Here is a 22141-nt window from a genome sequence, read left to right on the forward strand (position 1 = left end):
TCTATTAGAAAACTATTTTTAATTTCTTAACGGTTTGCCTTTAGTCAGCATATATTGCATTCTTTGCTGTGTTTTGCCTTCTGCAATTAAACTTAAGAAAGCTTCTCTCTCCAGATCAAGTAAGTATTGTTCATCTACCTCTGTTCCGTATGGCACTTTTCCTCCGGCAATCACATATGCAATTTTCTTAGCAATCTTCATATCATGCTCCGAAATATAACCAGACAACTGCATTGCCTGAGCACCTAACAATAGAGTAGCGTAGCCGCTTTCCCCAACTACCGGAATTTTTTTGCGAACTGGCTGCTTATAGCCTTGGGCATGAAGTGCTAATACGGCTTGTTTTGCGTCATACAACTGATGGTCAGCATTCACACTGATTCCGTCCGCTTGGCTTAAGAAATTATTAAGCCGTGCTTCTTCTGCAGAGGTTGAAACCTTTGCCATTGCAATTGTTTCAAACACTTTATTCGCTACCTTTTGCAAATCAAACTCAACACCGTTTGGTATGTTCTTTAAATGTTTCATGTAAAGCTCTTTATTTCCGCCTCCACCTGGAAGCAGGCCAACTCCAACTTCTACAAGCCCCATATAGGTTTCCATTGTTGCTTGGATATGGGAAGAAGGAAGACAGACCTCTGCTCCTCCACCTAGAGTCATCTGGAATGGAGCGGTTACGACCGGTTTGGGACTATATTTAATCTTCATCATTGCATTCTGGAACTGGCGTACCACCATATCCAATTCGAAGAAATTATCATCTTGAGCTTCCATCAGCATGAGGGCTAAGTTAGCTCCAACGCAGAAATTCTTGCCTTGATTTCCGATGACAAGTCCTTTATAGTTTTTCTCCACTTCATCCACAGCGAAATTAATCATTTGAATAATATCAAGACCAATGGCGTTATTTGGTGAATGGAATTCCAATAGTGCTACCCCATCACCTATGTCAATCAGGCTTGCACCTGTATTTTTCTTAATCAGCTTTCCTTGTTTTTTCAGCTGGTTTAAATCAATAACCTTTGGATTCCGTTCAACTTGCTTGTATTCGCCTTTATGAAAATAATATAGAACTCCCTCTTCTTCTTTATAGAAGGAAGTAATGCCCTTTTCCAGCATTTCTTTAACCCATGTAGGAACGGTTAATCCAGACTCTTCCATTAATTGAACAGATTTTTCAACACCGATTACATCCCAAGTCTCAAATGGGCCAAACTTCCAGCCGAATCCCCATTTCATGGCATTGTCGATGGAAACAATATCATCTGCAATAATATCTAGCAATTCTGCTGAATAAACCAATACTGGTGCCATTATGTTCCATAGGAGAGAGCCGACTCTATCTTTTGCATATATTAGCGCTTTCATTTTTGCTGCTGTTCCTTTTAACTGGCTTGTCATTTGCAAGGAAGGTGCAGTCAGTTTTTTGCGTTCTCCATATTCAAGTGTTTCCGGATTAAGCTCCAGAATTTCTTTGCCCTTTTTTAAGTAAAAGCCTTGACCTGATTTGCTGCCTAACCAGCCTTTTTCAAACATTTTCTTCATGAAGGCAGGAACGGTAAATACCTCTTTTTCTTTCCCCTCAACTAATTCATATACATTATTTGCCACATGAATAAACGTATCTAAACCGACAACATCCAGTGTTCTGAATGTAGCGCTTTTTGGTCTGCCAAGAAGGGGACCTGTTACAGAATCAACTTCTCCAATACTGTATCCACCTTTTAACATTTCCTGAACAGTAACAAGAAGTCCGTAAGTACCAATGCGGTTTCCAATAAAGTTTGGTGTATCCTTTGCAAATACCACCCCTTTGCCGAGAACATCTTCCCCGAAGGTTTTCATAAAGTTTAGAACCGCTGGATCCGTGTTTTTCGTAGGAATGACTTCTAATAATTTTAAGTATCGAGGCGGGTTAAAGAAATGTGTTCCAAGGAAATGCTTTTTAAAATCCTCTGAACGACCTTCAGCCATTGCTTCAACAGAAATACCTGAAGTATTGGAACTTACAATACTTCCTTGTTTGCGATATTTATCTACCTGCTCGAAAACAACCTTTTTAACATTTAAGTTTTCTACTACTACTTCAATAACCCAGTCCACTTCGGAAAGCTTTTCTAAGTCATCCTCCATATTTCCTGTTTGTATTAATGCAAGACTGTCCTTCGTTGTAAGCGGAGCTGGCTTTTGTTTTAATAATTTTTGTACAGCTGTGTTTGCAAATCGATTTCGAACAGCTTTATCCTCTAATGCTAATCCCTTTGCGATTTCATCATTCGTTAGTTCTTTCGGGACGACATCCAACAACAATGTTGGAATTCCGATATTCGCCAAATGAGCAGCAATTCCAGATCCCATTACGCCAGATCCTAAAACGGCTGCTTTTCTAATACTGTAACCCAATGCTTTTTCCCCCTTCGACGACATTTTGAATGAATACTCATTCATTTTGCTGCCAAAAAAATATCTCACGAATGAGTTTTACTACTTCTAATATATATGAATATTCAAATTCCATCAATAATTTATTTTCAAAAAATTTTATAAGTTTTTTGAAAAAGCCCTCTTTTCTTATACTTTGTAGCATTTGGTGACGTTACCCTTATAACAATCCTTACTTTAGTTTAGAATCCGTAATCATATTAAAAACAGTTTCTCAGAACCAAGTCTATTTTAGTACCTGCAATATATGAAAAAGCAACATTATTGGATTATTTAAATCATATCCCCCATATCTATTTTCATATTAGGCACCTCTCTCCTATTCCACTGAAAAAGATAGCTATCCAAATTGCCTATTAGCTCATATTAAATTACTTAATGGGGAATCTAAAGTTAGAATCTGTCCGGGAGGTGATCAAAATGGCAAGAATGAAAAAAAATCCATCTAAAGCAGGTGTGAGTGCAGCAAGCGTAAAAGGCAATGCTGGCCCTACGGTTGAAGGGGATGGTGGTGGAAAGGTAAACAGTCAAAATAACCAGTTTAAAAAACGTTAAACGATACTATAGATGGAATGATAGGAGGCTTTTACATGCAGCAACAAAATCAGCAGCAGAATCAGCAAATGGCAATGAATCAACCGCCAAGTATCATCTCAACGAAGGATTTATCCTATATTGATGATATGCTGGCATGGAATTTACTTGCCATGAAAAAGGCACATTTCGCAGCTGAGCACTGCCAAGATCAAGAAGTGAAGGCAGCCTGTGAAAAATGTGGTGAAATGCATCAACGTCATTATAGTCAAATTCTCGGTCACTTACAGCACCACCTACAAAGTCAGCAAAATCAACCATTTCAGCAAAATCAACAGTACCAACAAAATCAGCAAATGATGTAAGGAAAAAGGAGGTCCACTCTTGCAAAATCAACAAGGTATTCAAAATTCGCAAACACAGGTGCCAAAAACATCCCGTATGAATGATCGTGATTTTGCGAACGATCTACTCTCTATGGAGAAGTATATGACTGCTTCTTACAATAATGCTTTAAATGAAGCGAGTCACCAAGGTCTATATCAGGACCTATTATCCATTTTTAACGAAACACAAAATGAACAGCGCGAAATGTATAATCTTATGTTTCGAAAAGGCTGGTACAAGCTTGAAGAAGCAGACCAGCAAAAAATGCAGCAATCCTACCAGAAGCATCAGGAATATTCATCACAGTTTCCATATGGAAATCAAATGCATTGATTTATTTAGGGGATTTTATCCTTCTAAATGGATTGCAGGTTTCCCTTTATATTGTCCTTCATTATTTGTATGAAGGACTTTTCTAATTGTAGAGTGTTTCATTTTGTCTTCCTTCACTTCTATGAAGGACTTTTTCATTTATGGAATTTTTGTTTTGTCTTACATAGTCTCTAAAAAATTTTTTAGCCGTTGCTATCTTTCATCTCCCCCTTTAATGAACTCTTTTTATATCAGAAAGTATTCTCCACTTATCCTGGTTCTCTTCACTTCTTTTACATATTACACCTATTATTGGCAAAGACTAAGAATGATAATAATTGGATTTTCCCTCTGATGACGGGCCATATAACTATTTAATACGGGGGAACGGATATGGACTTTTTTAAAAAAAGAAGAAAAAAGAAGGAATCGAGCAATAACAATCAACAAGAGCAACAAAATACACAGGATAACCAACCGAAATCCTCTGATGTAAAAGAGGCTAAATATTTCAACCATCGGACAAATTTGCATTTTTCGATAAGATTTGTCGCTACCTTAGTAGATGAAGAAATTCTGCAAAGAAGTGTACTGCCGTATTTACAAGAGGAATGGTTTGAAAAAATTGAAGATATCTATAATATTCTTCCTATTGCAGATTTCGAAATAAGTACAGATATCACTCAAATAGAGCAAAAATTATATAATGGATATATTTTACTTCGAACAGAGCTAGAGAGAGACAGCAAATTTGCTTTTATTTCGGCTCAAAAAGAAATTACCCGTACGGTCAGTGCTCCTGAAATTGAGTTCAGTGTAATTGGTCCAAAGGAAGCTTTCATTGAATCGCTTGATCAAAACTTAAATTTAATTAGAAAGAGATTGCCCATTAAAGAACTCATAATCGAAGAATTTAAGGTTGGCTCTCTTTCTAAAACAAAAGTTGCGGTACTTTATATTAATGGAACAACTAACATGGATAATGTTCAAACTGTACGCCAAAGATTAAATGATATTGATTTTGATACCGTTAGTGATAGTTCTTTTATCGAACAGATTTTATCAGATAATCACTCATCACCCTTTCCTGCCTTTCTGGATACGGAAAGACCTGACCGGGCAGCAGGTGTTTTAAGTCAAGGGAAAGTGGTACTTCTGGTAGATGGCTCACCTCATGCATTAATTGGCCCGACGACTCTTGTGGAGTTTTTTGTATCCTTTGAGGATTATTATATTAACTGGGGCCTTGCTACTTTCTTTAGGTTATTACGGATATTTTCCGTTCTATTTTCCATCTTGGTTACCCCCTTATATGTGGCGGCATTAACCTATCATTATCATTTAATACCGACCAATCTAATGGCAACACTGATCAGTTCACGACAAGGGGTGCCATTTCCTCCAATTCTGGAGGCGCTCGTGCTGGAGCTTACGATTGAGCTTTTACGGGAGGCCGGCGCTAGGCTGCCTACGAAAATCGGACAGACAATTGGTATCGTGGGTGGTATCGTTATCGGAACCGCATCAGTGGATGCTGGTTTTACTAGTAACGTACTTCTCATTTTAATCGCATTGGCAGCACTAGCATCCTTTACGACGCCTGTTTATAAGATTGGTAATACGATTCGTACAATTCGTTTCCCATTCCTACTATTTGCTCAGTTATGGGGATTGCTTGGAATTGTGTTTTGCTTTTGTATTCTGTTAACCCATTTAATTCGTTTAACATCTCTTGGTAGGCCATATTTAGAACCATTATATCCATTACGCTTTCCTGATTTAAAAGATACGATTATACGTTTAGGTTTTAATAAACAGGCATTTCGACCACTTTATTTACAAACAAAAGATACTTTACGTTTTCCACCAAAGGATGGGAAACGTAAAAAGGATATTGATGAGTAGCTTAATTAGACTTGCCGCAAAGAAGGTGAAAGTACGCCATGAAAAAAATCCTCATACTCAGTTCCGTTCTAATTTTTATTTTAAGCGGCTGTGTTCAGCAGGAAATCATTGATAAGCAAAATATTGAAACAGCGGTTGGTTTTGATTTGGCGGATGGAAGAATCGAAGGAACGGTCCTCTATCCTACCTATAATACCGACAAAAGTGTTACGAACAATATTCTTGTAACAGAAGCGAAAGTCAGTCGTGACATATTAGAAAAACTTGAAAAAAAATCGGATCAGCCATTAGTCACGGGCAGTCTCCAGGTTGTTTTATTTGGAAAAGGTCTTGCGAGACGCGGTTTCTTTCATTTGATCGATTCTTTGCAGAGAGATCCTAACATTGGGTCCAGAATTCACCTTGCAGTTGTAGATGGAAGTACCTCCTCTTTACTTATGGGGAAATACGGAAGTACTGGAAATGGTGTCTATATAAAAGATCTTCTGGACCATAATATGAAGTATCTTGATGTTCCAAGGCAAAACTTGCATTTATTTGGTGCCTACTTATTTGAAAAGGGTAGGACCACTTATTTACCTATTATAAAACAAGTAAACAATAGCGAACTTGAAATTAGCGGAATAGCCTTATTTAACACCAAAAGGATGGTAATGGAAATCCCGCCAAGTAAAATGTTTAATTTTAAACTATTAGTAGACCGTCATACTGCGGGAAACCAAACAGTTAATTTAAATAAGCAGCAGGTAGTTATACGAAGCATTAACTCAAGTAATAGCATTAAGGTGAATAAAAAAAAGAAACCTTACGAAATCGTGGTTCATATTAACATTGAAGGAATAATTCGTGAGTACACTGGTGAAAAAATAGATAATAAAATTATGGATAAATTTGAAAAGGCATTCAATAAAAAAATAAAAAGAGAAACAACAGCTTTATTAAAGGATTTTCAAAAAAGAAATATCGACCCAGTTGGAATTGGAGAACGTGTTGAGAACGTATCCAGACATTTCGATTGGGACAAATGGTGGAATTCTGAATATAAAAATGTAACTTTTAAGGTAAAACCAAAGGTTTCAATCGTAGAGAGCGGTACAGTAGAATAAGAAAAGCGGAAGCGCCTTTCTCCTTAACATGAAAAAGCCTGTTGATTGTTCTTATCAACAGGCTTTTTCAGTTAAAGCTTTATATTTACACTTCAGTAGAGAACATATATTTTTTGTGATGATATCTCATAGAAAAAACCAGCCCAATTGCCAGCATATTCCCCATAAGCGAGCTTCCTCCATAGCTTATAAAAGGCAGAGGAATTCCGGTGATAGGTAAAATACCAATAGTCATTCCGATATTTTGGAATACGTGGAAGGTAATCATAGCAATAATACCGGAACAAACATAGGAATAATAATCGTTCTTCGTTTCAAGACTTACTTTTGTAATATGGTAAATTAGCATAAAAAATAAACTGACGACAATACTTGCCCCGATAAAGCCATATTGCTCCCCGATCACACTGAAAATAAAGTCGGTTTGACTCTCTGGCAAATAGACCTCTCTATGGTTCAGGCCTTTCCCTAATGTTTCTCCAGAACCGATTGCCAATAAAGACTTAATTAATTGATAGCCGGAATCACTTTGGTAATTATAAGGGTCTAGCCATGAATAAATACGTCCGAATTGATATGGTTGGACATGCAAATATTTACTTAAAATCTGTGGAGCCCAAATAACAAAATAAAGCAAAGTGCCAGCAATAGCAGAAAAGCCTCCGAATATCGGTAACAATAGCTTCCATGTAATTCCAGAGGTAAAAATAACCCCAAGCATTATTGCCAGATAAACTAAAACGGTACCAAGGTCCGGCTCTAGCATAATTAATGCGCACGGAATAATGGTTACGATTCCTAATTTCACTAAAAGCCAAAAATCAGTTTTCACCGTTTTGATGATAAACTTTTGATGATGATCTAAGACACATCGTGATAATGCCAGAATGAAAAATACCTTTGTTATTTCAGAAGGCTGAAAAGTTCCAAGAAACGGAACTTTGAACCAGTTTTTTGCTCCTTTAATTTCAGGAGCGATGGATGCTGGAGCAATTACAAGCAGGAATAATAATAAAATTCCAAATCCATAAGAATACCAGGACAATTTTTTTAATTGATCAGAATCCAGCCGAATACTAAACACAATTATCCCTGTACCGACTATATACCAAATTGCTTGTTTCAATACAAAGTTATCGGAATACTGCCCCGATTTTTGAGCGCTATATACAGATACTAGACTTGCTAGACACATTAGCATTAACGTTAAAACAAGTCCGTAATCTATTTTCGATGTTTTTGTTGTCTGAGAAGTCATACTGTCTCGTCTCCTACTAAGTCTTAAACTACTTGTTCAATCGGTCTTTTCTTAAATAAAAATATACGAAAAGCAACAATTTTTTTTAAAAGCAGCCTTCCGTTTTCAACAAGTATAGTCATAATAACATTATACAGGGTGTTGTCAACGATACAAAGTCACAAATTGTGGCATTGTGATGACCAAAAAATAATGTATATAATACATCAACGCAAAACAAATAAATTGAATGAAAAGAAGAGAACTTATACAATACTAATGAAATGCACAGTAAAATTTTGTTTTTGAGGAAGGAGGATCTATTTTGGAAGAAATTAAAGATCTTGAAACATTCGAACAGATAATATCCAGTGATAAACCTGTCATCATGAAGTTTTTTGCCGGCTGGTGTCCGGATTGTACAAGGATGAATATGTTTATTGATGATATCATTAAAGATTACAGCCAATATAAATGGTTTGAAATTAATCGTGATCAATTTCCTGAGCTTGCTGAAAAATATTCCGTAATGGGAATTCCTAGTTTGCTTTTGTTCCAAAACGGAGAAAAGCTTGCACATTTGCACTCTGCTAATGCAAAATCTCCTGAACAAGTGCGAGAATTTCTGGACGCTCAATAATTGTTGTAAAAAAACGACGAGTCATATGACTGGTCGTTTTTACTTTGTCTCAAACATATATTTCCCATACATTTTGTGTATAGATAGAGCAATACCAAACAGCAGCATATTGGAAAATAAGGAACTTCCACCATAAGTTAAAAATGGTAGGGAAATCCCCTTAACAGGCATTATTCCAACCATCATACCTATGTTTTGAAAGATTTGCAGAGATAACTCAGCAACCACCCCTATGCAAAAATATGTACCAAAAGGAGTTTTCGTTTTGACTCCAATACTAGTCAGTCGATATATAAGTAAGAAAAACAAACAGATTACTAGGGAAGCACCAACAAATCCCCCTTCTTCCGCCACTGTCGCAAAAATAAAATCGGTATGCTTTTCAGGAATATATACATCTCCATGTCCAATACCTTTTCCGTATAATTCTCCACTACCTACCGCTAAAATAGCCTTTTTCGTTTGATAACCCTGATTTGGATTTTGATCTGGTTCCAACCACCCAATAACACGCTCTTGTTGATGTGGTTTTAACATCGGAATCAAATCCTTATATAAAATATCAGGATGTATGAAATATATATATACTAAACCGGACACTAGCAGGGATGGGATGATAATTAACCCTACAATCAGCTTTTTATTAATCCCAGAAAGAAAAATAATGCTTGAAATGCTTGCAAGATATAAAAACACCATTCCAGTATCAGGTTGCTGATATACAAATATGGATGGTGGGATTGTAACCAAAAAGATTTTTCCAATCAACCACAAATCTGAATGCATTGTCCGTTGCTCATAAACTTCATTATGATTCATCGCTATATTTGCCGTTACAATTAACAATGGAATTTTAAAAAATTCGGAGGGCTGTATCGATCCAAGCAATGGAATCTGATACCATCTTTTTGCACCAAGGATTGGGTGTGCAATAGTATCCGGTAAAGGCAGTGCCAAAATAATAATGGAGGAAAATCCAATAATATATAAAATCCAGCCTAATCTTTGAATTTGATCCGGATCTAAATATGCCATGAAAAATAGTAAGGTGAACCCAATTAGATAGTTAATCCCTTGCTTTAGAGCAAAATTATCATGACCATATTGTCCGGTTTGCTGGCTGCTATGGATAAATACAATACTTAGCAGGGCTAGCATAATAATAATAAATACAATAGTTGGGTCCAATCTTTTCAAAAAATCATTTTCTGTCTTCATATAATACTCCTGCAAATATGGTGCTCACATCCACATTATAGATGTTCGTTTGTTTGTAAAAATTCCATCAACGACTGTTTGTTTTTCTCAACATCAATATTTAATACGTCCCCGACATCCACCCGTTCATTCTTAAAGGAATCTTTTACTGGTAATCTTAAAGTTTCTGTTTTTTGAGATTTACCAATTATTAAGCCCTTCCCGATTGCCAGAATGGTCGGGGTATCGAGGTTTGTATCAATGTAAGGGTCTGCAATACCTAATATCTTAGGAAGATTCACTAAACTGTGTACAGAAGCTGCTTGCTCCTTTAGTTTTCCAATGACTTCTTGTTGCCGCTCCACACGTCCAAAATCGCTTAAACGGTCATGACGAAAACGTACATATCCCAAGAGTTGTTTTCCTTGTAGCACTTGTTTCCCTGGATGAAGTGTCATCCCAATTCCATAGGACATTTCATATGGGATGTCCACTTCAATTCCTTTCGGCGCAATAATATCCACAATCTTCGAAAATCCTTCGAAATCAACAACTGCATAATAATTAATATCCAAATCAAATTCTTCTTTAACTGTTTTCCTTAATAATTCCGGTCCTCCATATGCAAAGGCTGCATTCAATTTTTGCTTTCCATGATCTGGAACATCTACATACATATCTCTCATCAACGATACAATTTTTAAGCCTTTTGTATTTTGATTATAATGAGCAATCATTATCGTATCGGATCTAGAATGCTTTTCTCCTCGAGAATCACTTCCAATTAATAAGATATTTATTTCTCCAAATTGCGGTTCTGCCCCTTGAAATGGTGTAAAGGATTGCCCATCCTTTTTGTATTTACCATCTGCTGCTTCCGATAAGCCCTTGTTATATTGGTAAATACAATAAACAGCCACTGCAATTATGACTAAGATAAATAATAATAGGAGGTTTCGTATCCACTTCCGCAGTCCTGGCTTCTTTTTCTTTCTTTGTTCCATCTAAAATTCCCCTAACAAAAAATAAACTGTTATTTTTACTAATAGCTGTATTCGTATATTTTGTTACTTTTTTTGTTCTCAACGCTAATAAAAATCGGTTCGGGACATCTTTTGTTAAAACGATTAAAGGATTGTTTTTTAGGTTATCATCACTAAAGGCAACAAAGTGTAAGAAAATAGCCAAACTAATAGACGCAAACTATGTTCTTATTTTCTGTTAATTAATCTATTAATCTTCTTAAAAATGTCCTATATTAGTCTTTCATTAATAATAGTCCCATTACTATCTGCACAGCTGTTGCATCATCTAAATAGCCTATAGGAAAAATATAATCGGGAATAACATCTACCGGTAGAATAAAATAAATTAAGGCACTCCCTATTAAGATAAGCTCTTTAGGGGTTCCATTACTTAAACGAAATTTTTCATACATCGCTTTCAACTGATTAATAAACGGACCAATGCTGCCAACCTTCTGAAGTTTCTCTTCGAACCCTTCCAGAATAGTTTCTTTGCCTTCTTCCGTTTGTGAGTATTGCTCATACTTTACTAATTGTTTTTCGATATTTTCTATTGAAAAATTTTTATCATATACATCAGAGGATTCTAATAAGCTTTGTATGTTATTAACGGATACATGGATATCGGAAAGCTGCCGATCGTTCCAATCTTCAATTGGATAGCCTGCCGCTTCTAAAAATTTTGTCAATGGCATATCTAGGCACTCTGCAAATTTTCGTAGGTGTACAGGTGTTGCTTTTCGTTTTCCATTAACAATCCTCGAAATGGTTGCAGTATCAATTCCCGTAAGCTCGCTAAATTTCCTCATTGATAGTGATCGTTCCTTAAGCAATTCTTTTAAGAGAATACCTACCTGATCATTTTTTCCCTCTATCGTCATTTTTGATTTTTTCCTTTCTCCTTCTATAAGATTGGATATAGGTGTCGAAAACTTTCGTACATTTCTTCTTTTAACTACAGATTATTTATTTATCTATTAAATAATTCTACTAAGTTACCATACTTTTTTATTGACATTTTGTCAACATTCAACGGATTTTGAAAATAAACAGCAAAAAGCCTAACAAATCGATGCGCCCTATTTATAGGACAAGCATTGAATCTTGTAATAATATTTTATTGTCATACAGAACTTGTTAATATCGTAAAATATAAAGACGGAAATTCTACCAGACTTATTTAGAAAAAGGCTGTGAATGCAATGATTAAAATAATCACTCCACTTACAATTGCTCCAAATTGGCCCACTGTAAAGGAACCAATCCGAATATCTGCCACTCTGCTTCCTAGCTTCACCCCTGCCCAAACACTTAAAAAGCTTCCTATTGCCGCAGTTATGGAAATAGCTAAAGGGGACAAACCAAGCAATCCTGCACCCAGGCCATTCGTGAGGGCATTGGCGGAAAGTGCTACTCCAAGAAAAGAAGCTTCTATCCAATTAATTTCTCCAGAATGGTCCATATCAGCAACCTCTGGATTTTTTAGAATACCCTTCAGACTCTTAGACTGTCTTTCTTGCATTTTGTCTGTTTGAGAGGCACCATTTCTCCGTGGAACGGCTAATAAAATAATCCTTATACCGATGATAAACAAGAGAACTGCTCCAATGACTACTGGAAACACTCCTGGAATCACTTTCGATAGCCACATTCCAAATGTAATGCCTCCCATACTCAAGAGGAAACAAATGAGAGAAATCAGCGTATTTGCCCACAGCCCTATTCGTATTTTCCGAATACCGTATGAAATTCCGACACCTAAATTATCTATACTTGATGAAGCCGCAAAGGCTAATATCATAATCCAAATCAATGTAGAACACTCCTTCATTTTTTTACATTGTATTGAGCAAATTGACAGAAAGTGCACGTCTATCCCAATAATGTTGAGAAAATCTCAACACCTTTTAAATAATTACAAAGGAGTGATTCCATATGACCGAAAAAAGAAAAGGTGAGAATCAATTTGGAAAGTTATTGAAGGATTTACTAAAGGAGTGCTCTCTTTCTATGAGGAAACTCAGTCAGCTTACTGGGATCGATACAGCGACTATTTCACGGATTGCTAACCAAAAACAACAGCCCAAGCCTACACATTTACAGCAATTCGCCTTTCATCTACAAGTACCGTTATCTACACTTATGAATGCGGCAGGGTACAGTCAAGATCAGCTTGAAGACAGGCAATCCGATTTATTTCGTTCGCTTGAATCGATTCAAGATATACTCGTTTCATCCGATTTATTGGAACACCAGTTTACTATAGAAAAAATACATCAGGAATTGGCAAAATATGAGCATTACGCTCTTACTTCCGAAGGAAAGTCAACGATACTGAAGGAATTCGAACAAAAAGTAGAACAGGTTAAAGGTGCAGGACCTTTTATTGATGAACTGAAGGTTATGTACAAGAACTATTGTGCTGATACACAATCCATTGAAAGAAGGAGAATTCTTGGGAGTGTTCTATTATATTTTATTCTATCAACGGATATTATACCTGATTATGTGTTTCCATTTGGATATGTAGATGATTGTCTAGCGGTTCAAATAGGCTTGGAGAGACTTTCAAAACTAGAGGGAAATAATGTATAATCCAATAACCCGCCATCCTTTAATAGCTCAAAAAAAGGCGGGCATTGGTGTTAGCTTTATATATGAAGCAATATTTTGGCCAAGGAAAAGTACAGAATGAGACCTGTTCCATCGACTAAAGTAGTAATGAATGGCCCAGAAACGACAGCCGGGTCAATTTTTAATTTGTGCAAAATCATCGGTAGTACAGCCGCAACCATTGATGCCCAGATGACGATGAATAGTGCTGATATGGCGACAACAGAGCTGATATGAATACTAACCCCAAGGAAAAAGGCACGAATAATTGCAACAATTCCCATTGATATCCCTAAGAAAACACCTGTAGATACTTCCTTTCGAAATACTCTAAACATGTCCTTGAACTGCACTTCACCGACAGCCAATGCCCGAACTAACGTGGTAACGGTTTGAGATCCTGTATTCCCACCTGTTCCTATTAGTAATGGTACAAAAAAAGACAATGCAATTTGCTTTGAAAGCGTGTCTTCATAATGTCTTAATACTGTTCCTGTATAAGCTTCTGCTATAAACAATACTAATAACCAGCCAATTCTTTTTCTATATAGATTCCAAATAGAATTTTTAAAATACGGCTCATCTAGCGGCTGACTTCCTCCTAGCTTTTGAAAATCCTCCGTTGCCTCCTCATGAATAACATCAATAAGATCATCTACCGTAAGTATTCCAATCATCCTTTGATCTTGTGTTATAACCGGAATAGCTACAAGATCGTATTTACTCAGAACCTCTGCCGCTTCCTGCTGATCGGCATGAACCAAAACGGAAATAGTATCACCTTGAATTATTTCTTCTAATCTTGTACCCGATTTTGCTAAAATGATTTCTTTTAAGGAAACGACTCCAACTAGTTCACCGCGGCTCCCCAGTACATATATATAAGAAACAATTTCAGCCTCCTTGCCCACCTTTCTTATATGCTGTAATGTTTGATCAACCGTCCAATTAATTCGGGCAGCAATATAATCTACGGTTGCAAGTCTCCCTGCCGTATTTGATTCATAGCTCATTAGTATATTTATTTTTGCCCGATAATCATCAGGCAAAAAGTCCATTAATCTCTTAGCCTGATGTGGATGAATGGATAAAAGCAAATTTACGATAGTATCACTAGACATTTCATTTAATAATGAGGAAGTGAAATTATCCTTAATATGATGTAAGACCTTATATTGCAGTTCCGGTTCTATATATTCAAGGATTTCAGCACCTAATTGAATTGGCAATAAGGAAATAAATAATAATTGCTCTTCTTTTTCTAACTCAACCAACATCTCTGCAATATCGAAAGGTTGAAAATGGGATACGAAATCATTTATCTGATCCAGATTCTGTTCATTTAGAAGTTGTTTGATTTCTTGAATGTTGTTTTGTTCCATGACCTTTCCTCCTTATGATGCAAGGAATAAGGGGTTCTGCAAGCCGTTAGACAAAGACTGATACAACTTTCTTATTCCTGCATAGTTTGTTTCATAAACATATTTTGTACTCGGGTCCTCGTCCATCGACGTCACCTCCAGATTACGGAATATACATTCGTTATAAAACATCTAAACTAGTAGTACTCTATGTTGAAAGTTGGTTCATTCCTGTACAAAAGACCATACTAAACAAAAAAAATAGCCTTTATTTCTCAGACATAAGGAAATAAAGGCTTTGTTCGTAAAACTATTAACCATGACAGACTGCACAAGAAATCAGCTTTAACTAGCACACTCTGTTTCCCTCGCTTGAGCTTTAGCACTGTATAGCATAGGTAAACAATACCAGCTACATTAAGAAAGACCTTATTCCGATCCTTCCTGTTGACCCATTGGCGTCTCTCGACATTTTTGGGCAGCAGCATATCTCTATACAGGAGCCTCACCTAACAGAATACATAGAGTAATATTAAACTATTTATAATATATTTTTATTTTGACAAATTGTCAACGAAATATAGAGGAGTTAACTGTGTTTTTTAGCTTATAAATATTCAGTATTTCATTAACAAAGCATTCTGAACATTTTGCGCATCCTTCTCTAATATTTTTTGTAAATTAAGTGCTGGGTAAAGGCTATTATTATTCATGTATTCAAAAATCCTCGAATGCCAGCTAATAACGATATTAAGATGGCGATGAAAAACAGAACGCAATTCCGACGGGGTTGTTTCCGCTATAGCACTTGCATACATTTTAATGGAAGTTTTTGCCGCTCCTAATAAATCCCCTGCAAAAAAGTGCGGCTCATTTCTTCGGCGGCTATATTCATTCGGTGTATTTGCAGTATAAGGCAATAAATCCTTTAAATTCTTTTCCACTAATTTTATCGAGTAAAGATATAAATCATGGAGTTCATGGTCAATTACTTTTCGGACAGACATTTTTAATTGAATTAAACAGTTTGCCTGGAATGTTAATAATTCATGGAGCTCCAATGATTCATGCCATGCCAACTGATTCATGCAAGTTACTCCCTTTTAATTTTTTATGTATCATATGCCCATTAAATCTTTTTTGCAGTTTGTCCAATGAACTTTAGGAGAGTAGTTAGGCAGCTGCCTTTTTGAAGTGGTCCTATTAAACATTCTCCATGTAACGGAATATAAAGAGAGTAGGGAAACATGCCCTTTTAATAAACGGACAGCATGTGTAATTTTATATACTTTTGGGTATTGTAACCATAAAGAGAAAGGAGTTTTGAGATATGCTTTGGACCATAATAATTATATTAATTATTTTATGGGTTCTCGGATTAATAGGTCATATTGCAGGTGGCCTCATTCATCTGCTGCTTATCATTGCGGTAGTTCTCATTATTTTGAAACTGATAAGAAGAATAGGTAGAAGATAGAGGAAAAAGCCGTTTCAAGCAAACGGCTTTTTCTTTATAAAAGTTCAATATCTAAGGCTTTTGCAATTTCTATTCTATAGGAGTCCAGCTGCTCGATTGGCTTAAAATTAGCAAGCATTCCTTGAAAAATATACTTTTTTATTTCCTTTTTGTTATTTTCCTCCATTAAATAATGGATGACATTCCGAAGTTCTTCTCTCTTCCCTTCAGCAATATCCAAGGACTCAAGCGTATCTTTCATAGCGCTTAAATTTTCTAATACTATTTGGCGATTAGTCATTAGGCTTGACGTGTATTTAGTAAACTGACCTTTCGATAGAAGCGGATCTTTTCCACCCTTTTTTAATCCTTCTACAATATCATCAATTCGTTCCATTATAAAACTAGCCATTCTATCGGGATCCAGTACCACTCCATCAAATACAGTGATTTTCATATATGCATTCCTAATTCCCATACAAATTAGCACTAAATCACTTATATATGGTCGGAGATCTTCACCATAGGAGTCCATGAGTAGCGCTTCTTCCTTTTCCAGCATCCGAAATGCGTGTTCATTAAGGAGGTTCCGCAATTCTTCATTAATAGACTGATTTTGTTCCCGAAAATACATCACGATAAAATCCCTATGCTTCATAAAATATTTGAATTGCAGCTGAATTCTATTTTTGTATTTTTCCCTTGATGTAATACTAAGACTATCAATCTCAAGGATCTTATTGTTTAATTTTTCATGATAATGTTTAAAAATATCAATAAGGAGCTCCTCTTTAGAGGAAAAATAATTATAAAATGCTCCTTTCGATATTCCATAGCTGCTTACAATATCTTGCACAGATGTGGCTTGAAATCCTTTATCTGCGAATAGCTTTATCGCTGTTTCTATTAGTTCCTTCCTTTTCTGCTTCATAATGGTCCCCTCTTTTAGTTCCTGCTAATTATAGTGGTAGAAAAATCGAATCCCTAGTTGATTCAATGATATTTACCTCATCCCTAATTCCTTTCATCTTTTCATCCAGCATTTTCACACTATCGGCAGCTTCCTTTAATTCATCCTTTAAATACTGGGGAATATCACGATTGTATTTATAGAAAATCTTATGCTCGAGACTCGCCCAAAAATCCATCGCTAATGTTCTTAACTGAATTTCCGCGTAAACATGCTCCACCCTATGTGTAAGCTGAACAGGGATTTGCACAATGAGATGCAAGCTTTGATAGCCATTCGGCTTTGGATTTTTAATATAGTCTTTTACCTCTGTCACCTTTAAATCTTTTCTTTTTAAAAATAAGTTATAAATCTCATAAATATCAGAAACAAACGAACAAACAATTCTTACACCAACGATATCAAAAAGATGCTTCTTGGCATTTTCTAATGTTTGATCCAGATTCTTACGCTTTAATTTCTCCAGAATGCTTGGTGGTGTTTTTATTCTTGTTTTAATATGCTCTATGGAATTATTTTCCCCCATTAAAAAGGCTTCTTCGACCATTATATTAATTTTAGTTTTTATTTCATCCAGTCCAAATTTATATGGAAGAATAAATTCCTTCCATTGATTTGTATCGTACATTTAAATTCTCCTTTATAGTTCATACTGTATATTATAAAAGTTTCCATTTTAACAGAACTTTCACTTGATAATGTATGACCAGTCATTTATATTATAATTTGATATGACTAGTCGGTCAACCTTATGAAGGAGCGATACAATTTGAATTCAATTATTAATTTTTGCATGAAAAATAAGTTTGCGGTATGGCTCTTAACTATCATTGTCGTCGCTGCAGGCTTATATTCCGGCGTTAGAATGAAGTTGGAGACCATTCCTAATATTACGGCGCCAGTCATCATGGTTTCCACTGTGTATCCAGGGGCAACTCCCGATGATATCGCAGAAAAAGTAACGAAACCAATCGAACAAAGAATTAAAAATCTCCCGGGTGTTGATGTTGTCACCTCCACATCCTCCCAAAATGTTTCATCCATTCAAGTCCAATATCAATATTCAAAAGACATGGATAAAGCCGAAACAGAAGTAAAAGAAGCAGTTTCAGAGGTGACATTACCGGATAAGGTGCAAGCACCAAAAGTATCAAAATTTAATTTTAATGAGTTTCCTATCCTATCTTTAAGTATTACCAATAGCAAGCAGTCACTTGAAGAATTGACGAAAACTGTAGAAGAAGATATTGTCCCTTCATTAGAAGGAATTGACGGTGTCGCTCAGGTTCAGGCTTCTGGGCAATATGAGAAGGAAGTTGATATTACATTCGATAAGAAAAAGCTTGCTAAATACGGTTTAACAGAAGATACTGTAAAACAGCTTATCCAAGGCTCTGACGTATCTGTTCCACTTGGATTGTTGACATTCGATAAAAATGAAAAAGCGGTTGTGGTAGATGGTAATATCCATTCTATTAACGATCTGAAGAATCTTAAGATTCCATACACCCCACAAGCATCTATTAGTGGTCCATCTTCTATAAGTGGACAAACACAGATTGGAAAAACCTCTATGAATGGACAAATGCCTTCTGGGGCAGGTCAAGCAGCCTCCCAACAACCGGGCACTACTAGAGGTACTGCAATTACGATTCCAACTGTAAAGCTGGCAGACATTGCCGATGTAAAGATTGTTGGAAAGCATGAATCTATTTCGAAAACAAATGGTGAAAACTCTATCGGTGTACAAATCTCAAAGTCATCAGATGCAAATACAGTAGATGTTGCTGATAAAGTTAACCAAAAAATGGATGAACTGAAGAAAAATCATGATGGCTTAAAAGTAGTCAAAATGTTTGATCAAGCTACACCAATTAAAGATTCGGTCAACACTATGCTTAACAAAGCAATTATTGGTGCTCTTTTTGCTGTCATCATTATTTTACTATTTTTAAGAGATTTCCGTTCAACTATTATCTCGGTTATTTCTATACCTTTATCCTTATTAATTGCAATACTGTTGTTAAAGCAAATGGATATTTCACTTAATATGATGACTTTAGGCGCTATGACCGTTGCAATTGGCCGTGTCGTGGATGATTCGATTGTTGTAATCGAAAATATTTACCGAAGAATGTCCTTATCATCAGAAAAACTAAGAGGCATGGATTTAATTCGAGAAGCAACAAAAGAGATGTTTAAACCAATTATGTCCTCGACGATTGTAACAATCGCCGTATTTTTGCCGCTTGGTTTAGTAACTGGCATGGTTGGCGAGCTATTCTTGCCATTTGCCTTAACGATTGTATTTGCCTTACTGGCATCTTTACTCGTGGCAATTACAATCGTACCAATGTTCGCAAACTCATTATTTAAAGGCGGACTTAAGAAAAAGCATGAACCAGAAAAAGAGCATGGTAAAATTGCTTCTTTCTACAAAAAAATATTAAATTGGTCCCTAAACCATAAACTGATTACCTTTGGACTAGCTATATTAATTTTTATCGGAAGCTTACTATTAATCCCTGCCATCGGGGTAAGCTTTATTCCATCCGACGAGCAAAAAATGGTGATGGCAACCTATAAGCCGGATCCAGGACAAACAAAAAGTGATGTAGAAAAGGTTACCTCTCGAGCTGAGAAATACTTTGAAAATCGTGCCGGTGTTAAAAATATTCAATACTCGGTAGGCGCAGATAATCCGATGAATCCAGGCAATAATAATTCAGCATTATTTTATGTCGAATACAATAAAGATGCGAAAAACTTTGATAAGGAACCCGAAAAAGTCATTAAGGATTTACAAGCTATGACTAATAAGGGCGAATGGAAATCACAGAATTTCGCCTCCTCCGGTGGCAGCAACAATTTAGAACTTCTCGTATACGGAGATAATGTAGAGCAAATTAAGCCGGTTATAGACAAAATCGAGAACATCATGAAACAAAATAAATCCTTAAAAAATGTGGACTCAAGTCTATCGAAGTCCTACGAGCAATATACGCTTGTTGCTGATCAAAGCAAGCTTGCAGGATATGGATTAACCGCGGGACAAATTGGAATGCAATTAAATCGTGTTGGTCAAAATCCTGTTTTAACTACTATTCAAAAAGACGGCAAGGATCTAAATGTGTATGTAACGGTAGACCAGAAATCGTACAGAGACATCGATGCTCTCACGAATACAAAAGTTAAATCCTCCCTTGGAACAGAAGTTGCCTTGAAGGATGTTATGAAAGTACAAACAGGGGAATCTCCTGATACCATATCAAGACGTGATGGAAAGATATATGAAAAAGTAAGTGCGGAAATTAAAGGAAAGGATGTCTCTAAGGTTTCTGCAAACATAAAGAAAAAAGTTGATAAGATTAAGTTGCCTAGTAATGTGGAAGTTTCCATGGGTGGTGTTACGAAGGATATTAATGAATCCTTCTCACAACTCGGAATTGCCATGCTAGCTGCAATTGCAATAGTATATTTAGTTCTTGTCATCACCTTTGGCGGAGCAGTTGCACCATTTGCTATCCTATTCTCACTGCCGTTTACCGTTATCGGCGGACTTGTGGCATTGCTTATTACTGGAGAGACATTAAGTATCTCCTCCATGATTGGGGCGCTTATGCTAATTGGTATCGTTGTTACCAATGCCATTGTCTTAATTGACCGCGTCATTCATAAGCAAAATGACGGGCTATCGACTCGAGAAGCATTATTGGAAGCCGGAGCAACACGGATTCGTCCGATTCTGATGACAGCACTTGCTACCATCGGTGCGTTATTGCCATTGGCATTCGGCTTTGAAGGCAGCGGCCTTATTTCCAAGGATCTTGGTGTCACAGTAATTGGTGGACTTACCAGCTCGACATTACTAACATTGATCATTGTGCCAGTAGTGTATGAGTTTTTGATGAAGTTTAAAAAGAAGAAAAAGGTTGTAGAATCCTAAGAACGAAATGGCTGTCCGATAAGTCCTTAAAATAAGTAGGTGGAGAAAAGCGAATCGTTTTTCTCCACCTGCTATTATATTTTTTCTGTTATTCCCTGAAAGTAGCTGGCGGATTCCTGTTACTTTCAAGTAATGCCGAAAATTCAGTATCCTGTACATTATCCAGTAAAAAACTATATCCATCATCCTTTAAGAAATAATAAAGGGGCCGTCCAGAAAGTCTGTTTTTGAGGAAAAAGTACATAAAGAAACCCAAGAATGTTGATTTTATACCATTCTTGGGTTTTACTATATTATCAAGTTGAAATACCTTTTCAGACAACCTCTATTTATATATCCATTTCATATCTTTTTTCCATAAAATCCTGGAGTAAGGAAATCAATGTACAAACTCCCCAGTAAATTAAGGCAACTAATATGTACACCGTCATATAATCAAATTCTCTTCCGCCGACTATTTTCGCCTTTTGAAACATTTCCGGCACGGTTATCATCGCTGCAAGCGAAGTACCTTTTGTTAAATCTAGAAATACATTAAAAAGCGGTGCAATGGCAATCCTTGTACCCTGCGGAAGGATTATTCTTCTCATTGTTTGCCAGTAAGAAAAACCAAGTGACGCAGCAGCTTCCCACTGTCCTTTTTGAACAGAAGAAATGGAAGAACGCCAAATTTCTGCCATAAATGCTGCACTGTTCAGTGTAAAACCAATAATGGCTGCTGTTACAGCTGAAAATTCTATCCCAACAATCGGTAGACCATAAAATAGTAGAAACAATAATACTAAAATTGGAACTCCACGCATAAACGAGATATACAACCGTGCTGGCCATCTTAATAAGCGATTCTTAGATGTTCTTGCCAAGGATAAGAAAAAGCCAAGGACAAGCCCAAACGCCATACTAACAAAAGATAGCAACATCGTATAGCCAATGCCTTGGAGTATGTAAGGGAAGGACTTAATAGCCAATTTCACATTAAAAAAATATTCCCATTGAATACTGTCCACTTA

The 22141-nt window shown here is 36.3% G+C and carries 21 protein-coding genes and 1 riboswitch; of the genes, 10 read left to right on the forward strand and 11 right to left on the reverse strand.

Annotated elements, in window-relative coordinates:
- Positions 1-18: 18 nt before the first annotated feature.
- Positions 19-2403 (reverse strand): 3-hydroxyacyl-CoA dehydrogenase/enoyl-CoA hydratase family protein, encoded by a 2385-nt coding sequence (locus tag KHA87_RS11905; RefSeq protein WP_283249445.1) that lies wholly within the window; start codon positions 2401-2403, stop codon positions 19-21.
- Between the two features lie 459 nt (positions 2404-2862).
- On the opposite strand from KHA87_RS11905, the gene KHA87_RS11910 reads away from it, so the two are divergent.
- From KHA87_RS11910 to KHA87_RS11930, 5 genes are all read left to right on the forward strand, one after another.
- Positions 2863-2997 carry a YuzL family protein gene (locus tag KHA87_RS11910; RefSeq protein ID WP_213094392.1) on the forward strand — a complete coding sequence of 45 codons (135 nt, stop codon included), beginning with the start codon at positions 2863-2865 and terminating at the stop codon, positions 2995-2997.
- A gap of 35 nt (positions 2998-3032) precedes the next feature.
- On the forward strand, positions 3033-3341 hold the full coding sequence (locus KHA87_RS11915; RefSeq protein ID WP_213094393.1) for a hypothetical protein: 309 nt from the start codon (positions 3033-3035) through the stop codon (positions 3339-3341).
- Between the two features lie 76 nt (positions 3342-3417).
- A complete protein-coding gene (locus tag KHA87_RS11920; RefSeq protein WP_213095148.1) occupies positions 3418-3696 on the forward strand; it encodes a spore coat protein in 279 nt (92 codons plus the stop codon).
- 372 nt (positions 3697-4068) lie between these two features.
- Positions 4069-5580 (forward strand): spore germination protein, encoded by a 1512-nt coding sequence (locus KHA87_RS11925; protein ID WP_213094394.1) that lies wholly within the window; start codon positions 4069-4071, stop codon positions 5578-5580.
- A gap of 38 nt (positions 5581-5618) precedes the next feature.
- Positions 5619-6686 carry a Ger(x)C family spore germination protein gene (locus KHA87_RS11930; RefSeq protein ID WP_213094395.1) on the forward strand — a complete coding sequence of 356 codons (1068 nt, stop codon included), beginning with the start codon at positions 5619-5621 and terminating at the stop codon, positions 6684-6686.
- A gap of 85 nt (positions 6687-6771) precedes the next feature.
- On the opposite strand, the gene KHA87_RS11935 is transcribed toward KHA87_RS11930, so the two are convergent.
- Positions 6772-7944 (reverse strand): FtsW/RodA/SpoVE family cell cycle protein, encoded by a 1173-nt coding sequence (locus KHA87_RS11935; protein ID WP_213094396.1) that lies wholly within the window; start codon positions 7942-7944, stop codon positions 6772-6774.
- A gap of 313 nt (positions 7945-8257) precedes the next feature.
- On the opposite strand from KHA87_RS11935, the gene KHA87_RS11940 reads away from it, so the two are divergent.
- Complete coding sequence (locus KHA87_RS11940; protein WP_481748365.1) at positions 8258-8563, forward strand: thioredoxin family protein; 306 nt, start codon at positions 8258-8260, stop codon at positions 8561-8563.
- Positions 8564-8602: 39 nt separating this feature from the next.
- Here the strand turns inward: KHA87_RS11940 and KHA87_RS11945 are convergent, their stop codons facing one another.
- Together KHA87_RS11945 and KHA87_RS11950 are read right to left on the reverse strand one after the other, a co-directional pair.
- Positions 8603-9781, reverse strand: a complete 1179-nt coding sequence (locus KHA87_RS11945) for an FtsW/RodA/SpoVE family cell cycle protein (RefSeq protein ID WP_213094398.1) — start codon at positions 9779-9781, stop codon at positions 8603-8605.
- Positions 9782-9816: 35 nt separating this feature from the next.
- The gene (locus KHA87_RS11950) at positions 9817-10764 is read right to left on the reverse strand and encodes an LCP family protein (RefSeq protein ID WP_213094399.1); all 948 of its coding nucleotides are present in this window, start codon (positions 10762-10764) and stop codon (positions 9817-9819) included.
- A gap of 60 nt (positions 10765-10824) precedes the next feature.
- On the opposite strand from KHA87_RS11950, the gene KHA87_RS22615 reads away from it, so the two are divergent.
- Positions 10825-10920, forward strand: a complete 96-nt coding sequence (locus tag KHA87_RS22615; RefSeq protein ID WP_213094400.1) for a sortase B protein-sorting domain-containing protein — start codon at positions 10825-10827, stop codon at positions 10918-10920.
- A gap of 98 nt (positions 10921-11018) precedes the next feature.
- Here KHA87_RS22615 and KHA87_RS11960 read toward each other — a convergent pair whose 3' ends face one another.
- Together KHA87_RS11960 and ytaF are read right to left on the reverse strand one after the other, a co-directional pair.
- On the reverse strand, positions 11019-11666 hold the full coding sequence (locus KHA87_RS11960; RefSeq protein ID WP_213094401.1) for a DUF1232 domain-containing protein: 648 nt from the start codon (positions 11664-11666) through the stop codon (positions 11019-11021).
- 299 nt (positions 11667-11965) lie between these two features.
- A complete protein-coding gene (ytaF, locus tag KHA87_RS11965) occupies positions 11966-12661 on the reverse strand; it encodes a sporulation membrane protein YtaF (protein ID WP_481748366.1) in 696 nt (231 codons plus the stop codon).
- 59 nt (positions 12662-12720) lie between these two features.
- Between ytaF and KHA87_RS11970 the strand changes: the two genes are divergently transcribed.
- A complete protein-coding gene (locus tag KHA87_RS11970) occupies positions 12721-13380 on the forward strand; it encodes a DUF1232 domain-containing protein (protein ID WP_213094403.1) in 660 nt (219 codons plus the stop codon).
- 56 nt (positions 13381-13436) lie between these two features.
- Here KHA87_RS11970 and mgtE read toward each other — a convergent pair whose 3' ends face one another.
- Positions 13437-14780 carry a magnesium transporter gene (gene mgtE, locus KHA87_RS11975; RefSeq protein ID WP_213094404.1) on the reverse strand — a complete coding sequence of 448 codons (1344 nt, stop codon included), beginning with the start codon at positions 14778-14780 and terminating at the stop codon, positions 13437-13439.
- A gap of 335 nt (positions 14781-15115) precedes the next feature.
- Positions 15116-15283: riboswitch (M-box (ykoK) riboswitch) on the reverse strand.
- 93 nt (positions 15284-15376) lie between these two features.
- On the reverse strand, positions 15377-15847 hold the full coding sequence (locus tag KHA87_RS11980) for a spore coat protein (RefSeq protein WP_213094405.1): 471 nt from the start codon (positions 15845-15847) through the stop codon (positions 15377-15379).
- A 242-nt stretch (positions 15848-16089) separates the two neighbouring features.
- On the opposite strand from KHA87_RS11980, the gene KHA87_RS11985 reads away from it, so the two are divergent.
- Positions 16090-16236: a lmo0937 family membrane protein gene (locus KHA87_RS11985; protein WP_213094406.1), complete on the forward strand. Its 147-nt coding sequence runs from the start codon at positions 16090-16092 to the stop codon at positions 16234-16236.
- A gap of 34 nt (positions 16237-16270) precedes the next feature.
- On the opposite strand, the gene KHA87_RS11990 is transcribed toward KHA87_RS11985, so the two are convergent.
- Both KHA87_RS11990 and KHA87_RS11995 read right to left on the reverse strand, forming a co-directional pair.
- Complete coding sequence (locus KHA87_RS11990; RefSeq protein WP_213094407.1) at positions 16271-17146, reverse strand: TetR/AcrR family transcriptional regulator; 876 nt, start codon at positions 17144-17146, stop codon at positions 16271-16273.
- A 28-nt stretch (positions 17147-17174) separates the two neighbouring features.
- Positions 17175-17813, reverse strand: coding sequence for a GTP pyrophosphokinase (locus tag KHA87_RS11995; protein WP_213094408.1), 639 nt, complete (start codon positions 17811-17813; stop codon positions 17175-17177).
- Between the two features lie 141 nt (positions 17814-17954).
- Here KHA87_RS11995 and KHA87_RS12000 point away from each other — a divergent pair, with 141 nt between their 5' ends.
- Positions 17955-21131: an efflux RND transporter permease subunit gene (locus KHA87_RS12000; RefSeq protein ID WP_213094409.1), complete on the forward strand. Its 3177-nt coding sequence runs from the start codon at positions 17955-17957 to the stop codon at positions 21129-21131.
- Between the two features lie 329 nt (positions 21132-21460).
- Here the strand turns inward: KHA87_RS12000 and KHA87_RS12005 are convergent, their stop codons facing one another.
- Positions 21461-22138: an amino acid ABC transporter permease gene (locus KHA87_RS12005; RefSeq protein ID WP_213094410.1), complete on the reverse strand. Its 678-nt coding sequence runs from the start codon at positions 22136-22138 to the stop codon at positions 21461-21463.
- Positions 22139-22141: the final 3 nt, after the last annotated feature.

The organism is Bacillus sp. FJAT-49736 (assembly GCF_018343615.1).
Classification (GTDB): domain Bacteria; phylum Bacillota; class Bacilli; order Bacillales; family Bacillaceae_C; genus Margalitia.

What these genes read in the sequence shown, in the direction of transcription:
- KHA87_RS11910 (WP_213094392.1), top strand. Translation starts at nt 2,863, where the DNA reads ATGGCAAGAATGAAAAAAAATCCATCTAAAGCAGGTGTGAGTGCAGCA.
- KHA87_RS11915 (WP_213094393.1), top strand. Translation starts at nt 3,033, where the DNA reads ATGCAGCAACAAAATCAGCAGCAGAATCAGCAAATGGCAATGAATCAA.
- KHA87_RS11920 (WP_213095148.1), top strand. Translation starts at nt 3,418, where the DNA reads ATGAATGATCGTGATTTTGCGAACGATCTACTCTCTATGGAGAAGTAT.
- KHA87_RS11925 (WP_213094394.1), top strand. Translation starts at nt 4,069, where the DNA reads ATGGACTTTTTTAAAAAAAGAAGAAAAAAGAAGGAATCGAGCAATAAC.
- KHA87_RS11930 (WP_213094395.1), top strand. Translation starts at nt 5,619, where the DNA reads ATGAAAAAAATCCTCATACTCAGTTCCGTTCTAATTTTTATTTTAAGC.
- KHA87_RS11935 (WP_213094396.1), bottom strand. Translation starts at nt 7,944, where the DNA reads ATGACTTCTCAGACAACAAAAACATCGAAAATAGATTACGGACTTGTT.
- KHA87_RS11945 (WP_213094398.1), bottom strand. Translation starts at nt 9,781, where the DNA reads ATGAAGACAGAAAATGATTTTTTGAAAAGATTGGACCCAACTATTGTA.
- KHA87_RS11950 (WP_213094399.1), bottom strand. Translation starts at nt 10,764, where the DNA reads ATGGAACAAAGAAAGAAAAAGAAGCCAGGACTGCGGAAGTGGATACGA.
- KHA87_RS11960 (WP_213094401.1), bottom strand. Translation starts at nt 11,666, where the DNA reads ATGACGATAGAGGGAAAAAATGATCAGGTAGGTATTCTCTTAAAAGAA.
- KHA87_RS11970 (WP_213094403.1), top strand. Translation starts at nt 12,721, where the DNA reads ATGACCGAAAAAAGAAAAGGTGAGAATCAATTTGGAAAGTTATTGAAG.
- mgtE (WP_213094404.1), bottom strand. Translation starts at nt 14,780, where the DNA reads ATGGAACAAAACAACATTCAAGAAATCAAACAACTTCTAAATGAACAG.
- KHA87_RS11980 (WP_213094405.1), bottom strand. Translation starts at nt 15,847, where the DNA reads ATGAATCAGTTGGCATGGCATGAATCATTGGAGCTCCATGAATTATTA.
- KHA87_RS11985 (WP_213094406.1), top strand. Translation starts at nt 16,090, where the DNA reads ATGCTTTGGACCATAATAATTATATTAATTATTTTATGGGTTCTCGGA.
- KHA87_RS11990 (WP_213094407.1), bottom strand. Translation starts at nt 17,146, where the DNA reads ATGAAGCAGAAAAGGAAGGAACTAATAGAAACAGCGATAAAGCTATTC.
- KHA87_RS11995 (WP_213094408.1), bottom strand. Translation starts at nt 17,813, where the DNA reads ATGTACGATACAAATCAATGGAAGGAATTTATTCTTCCATATAAATTT.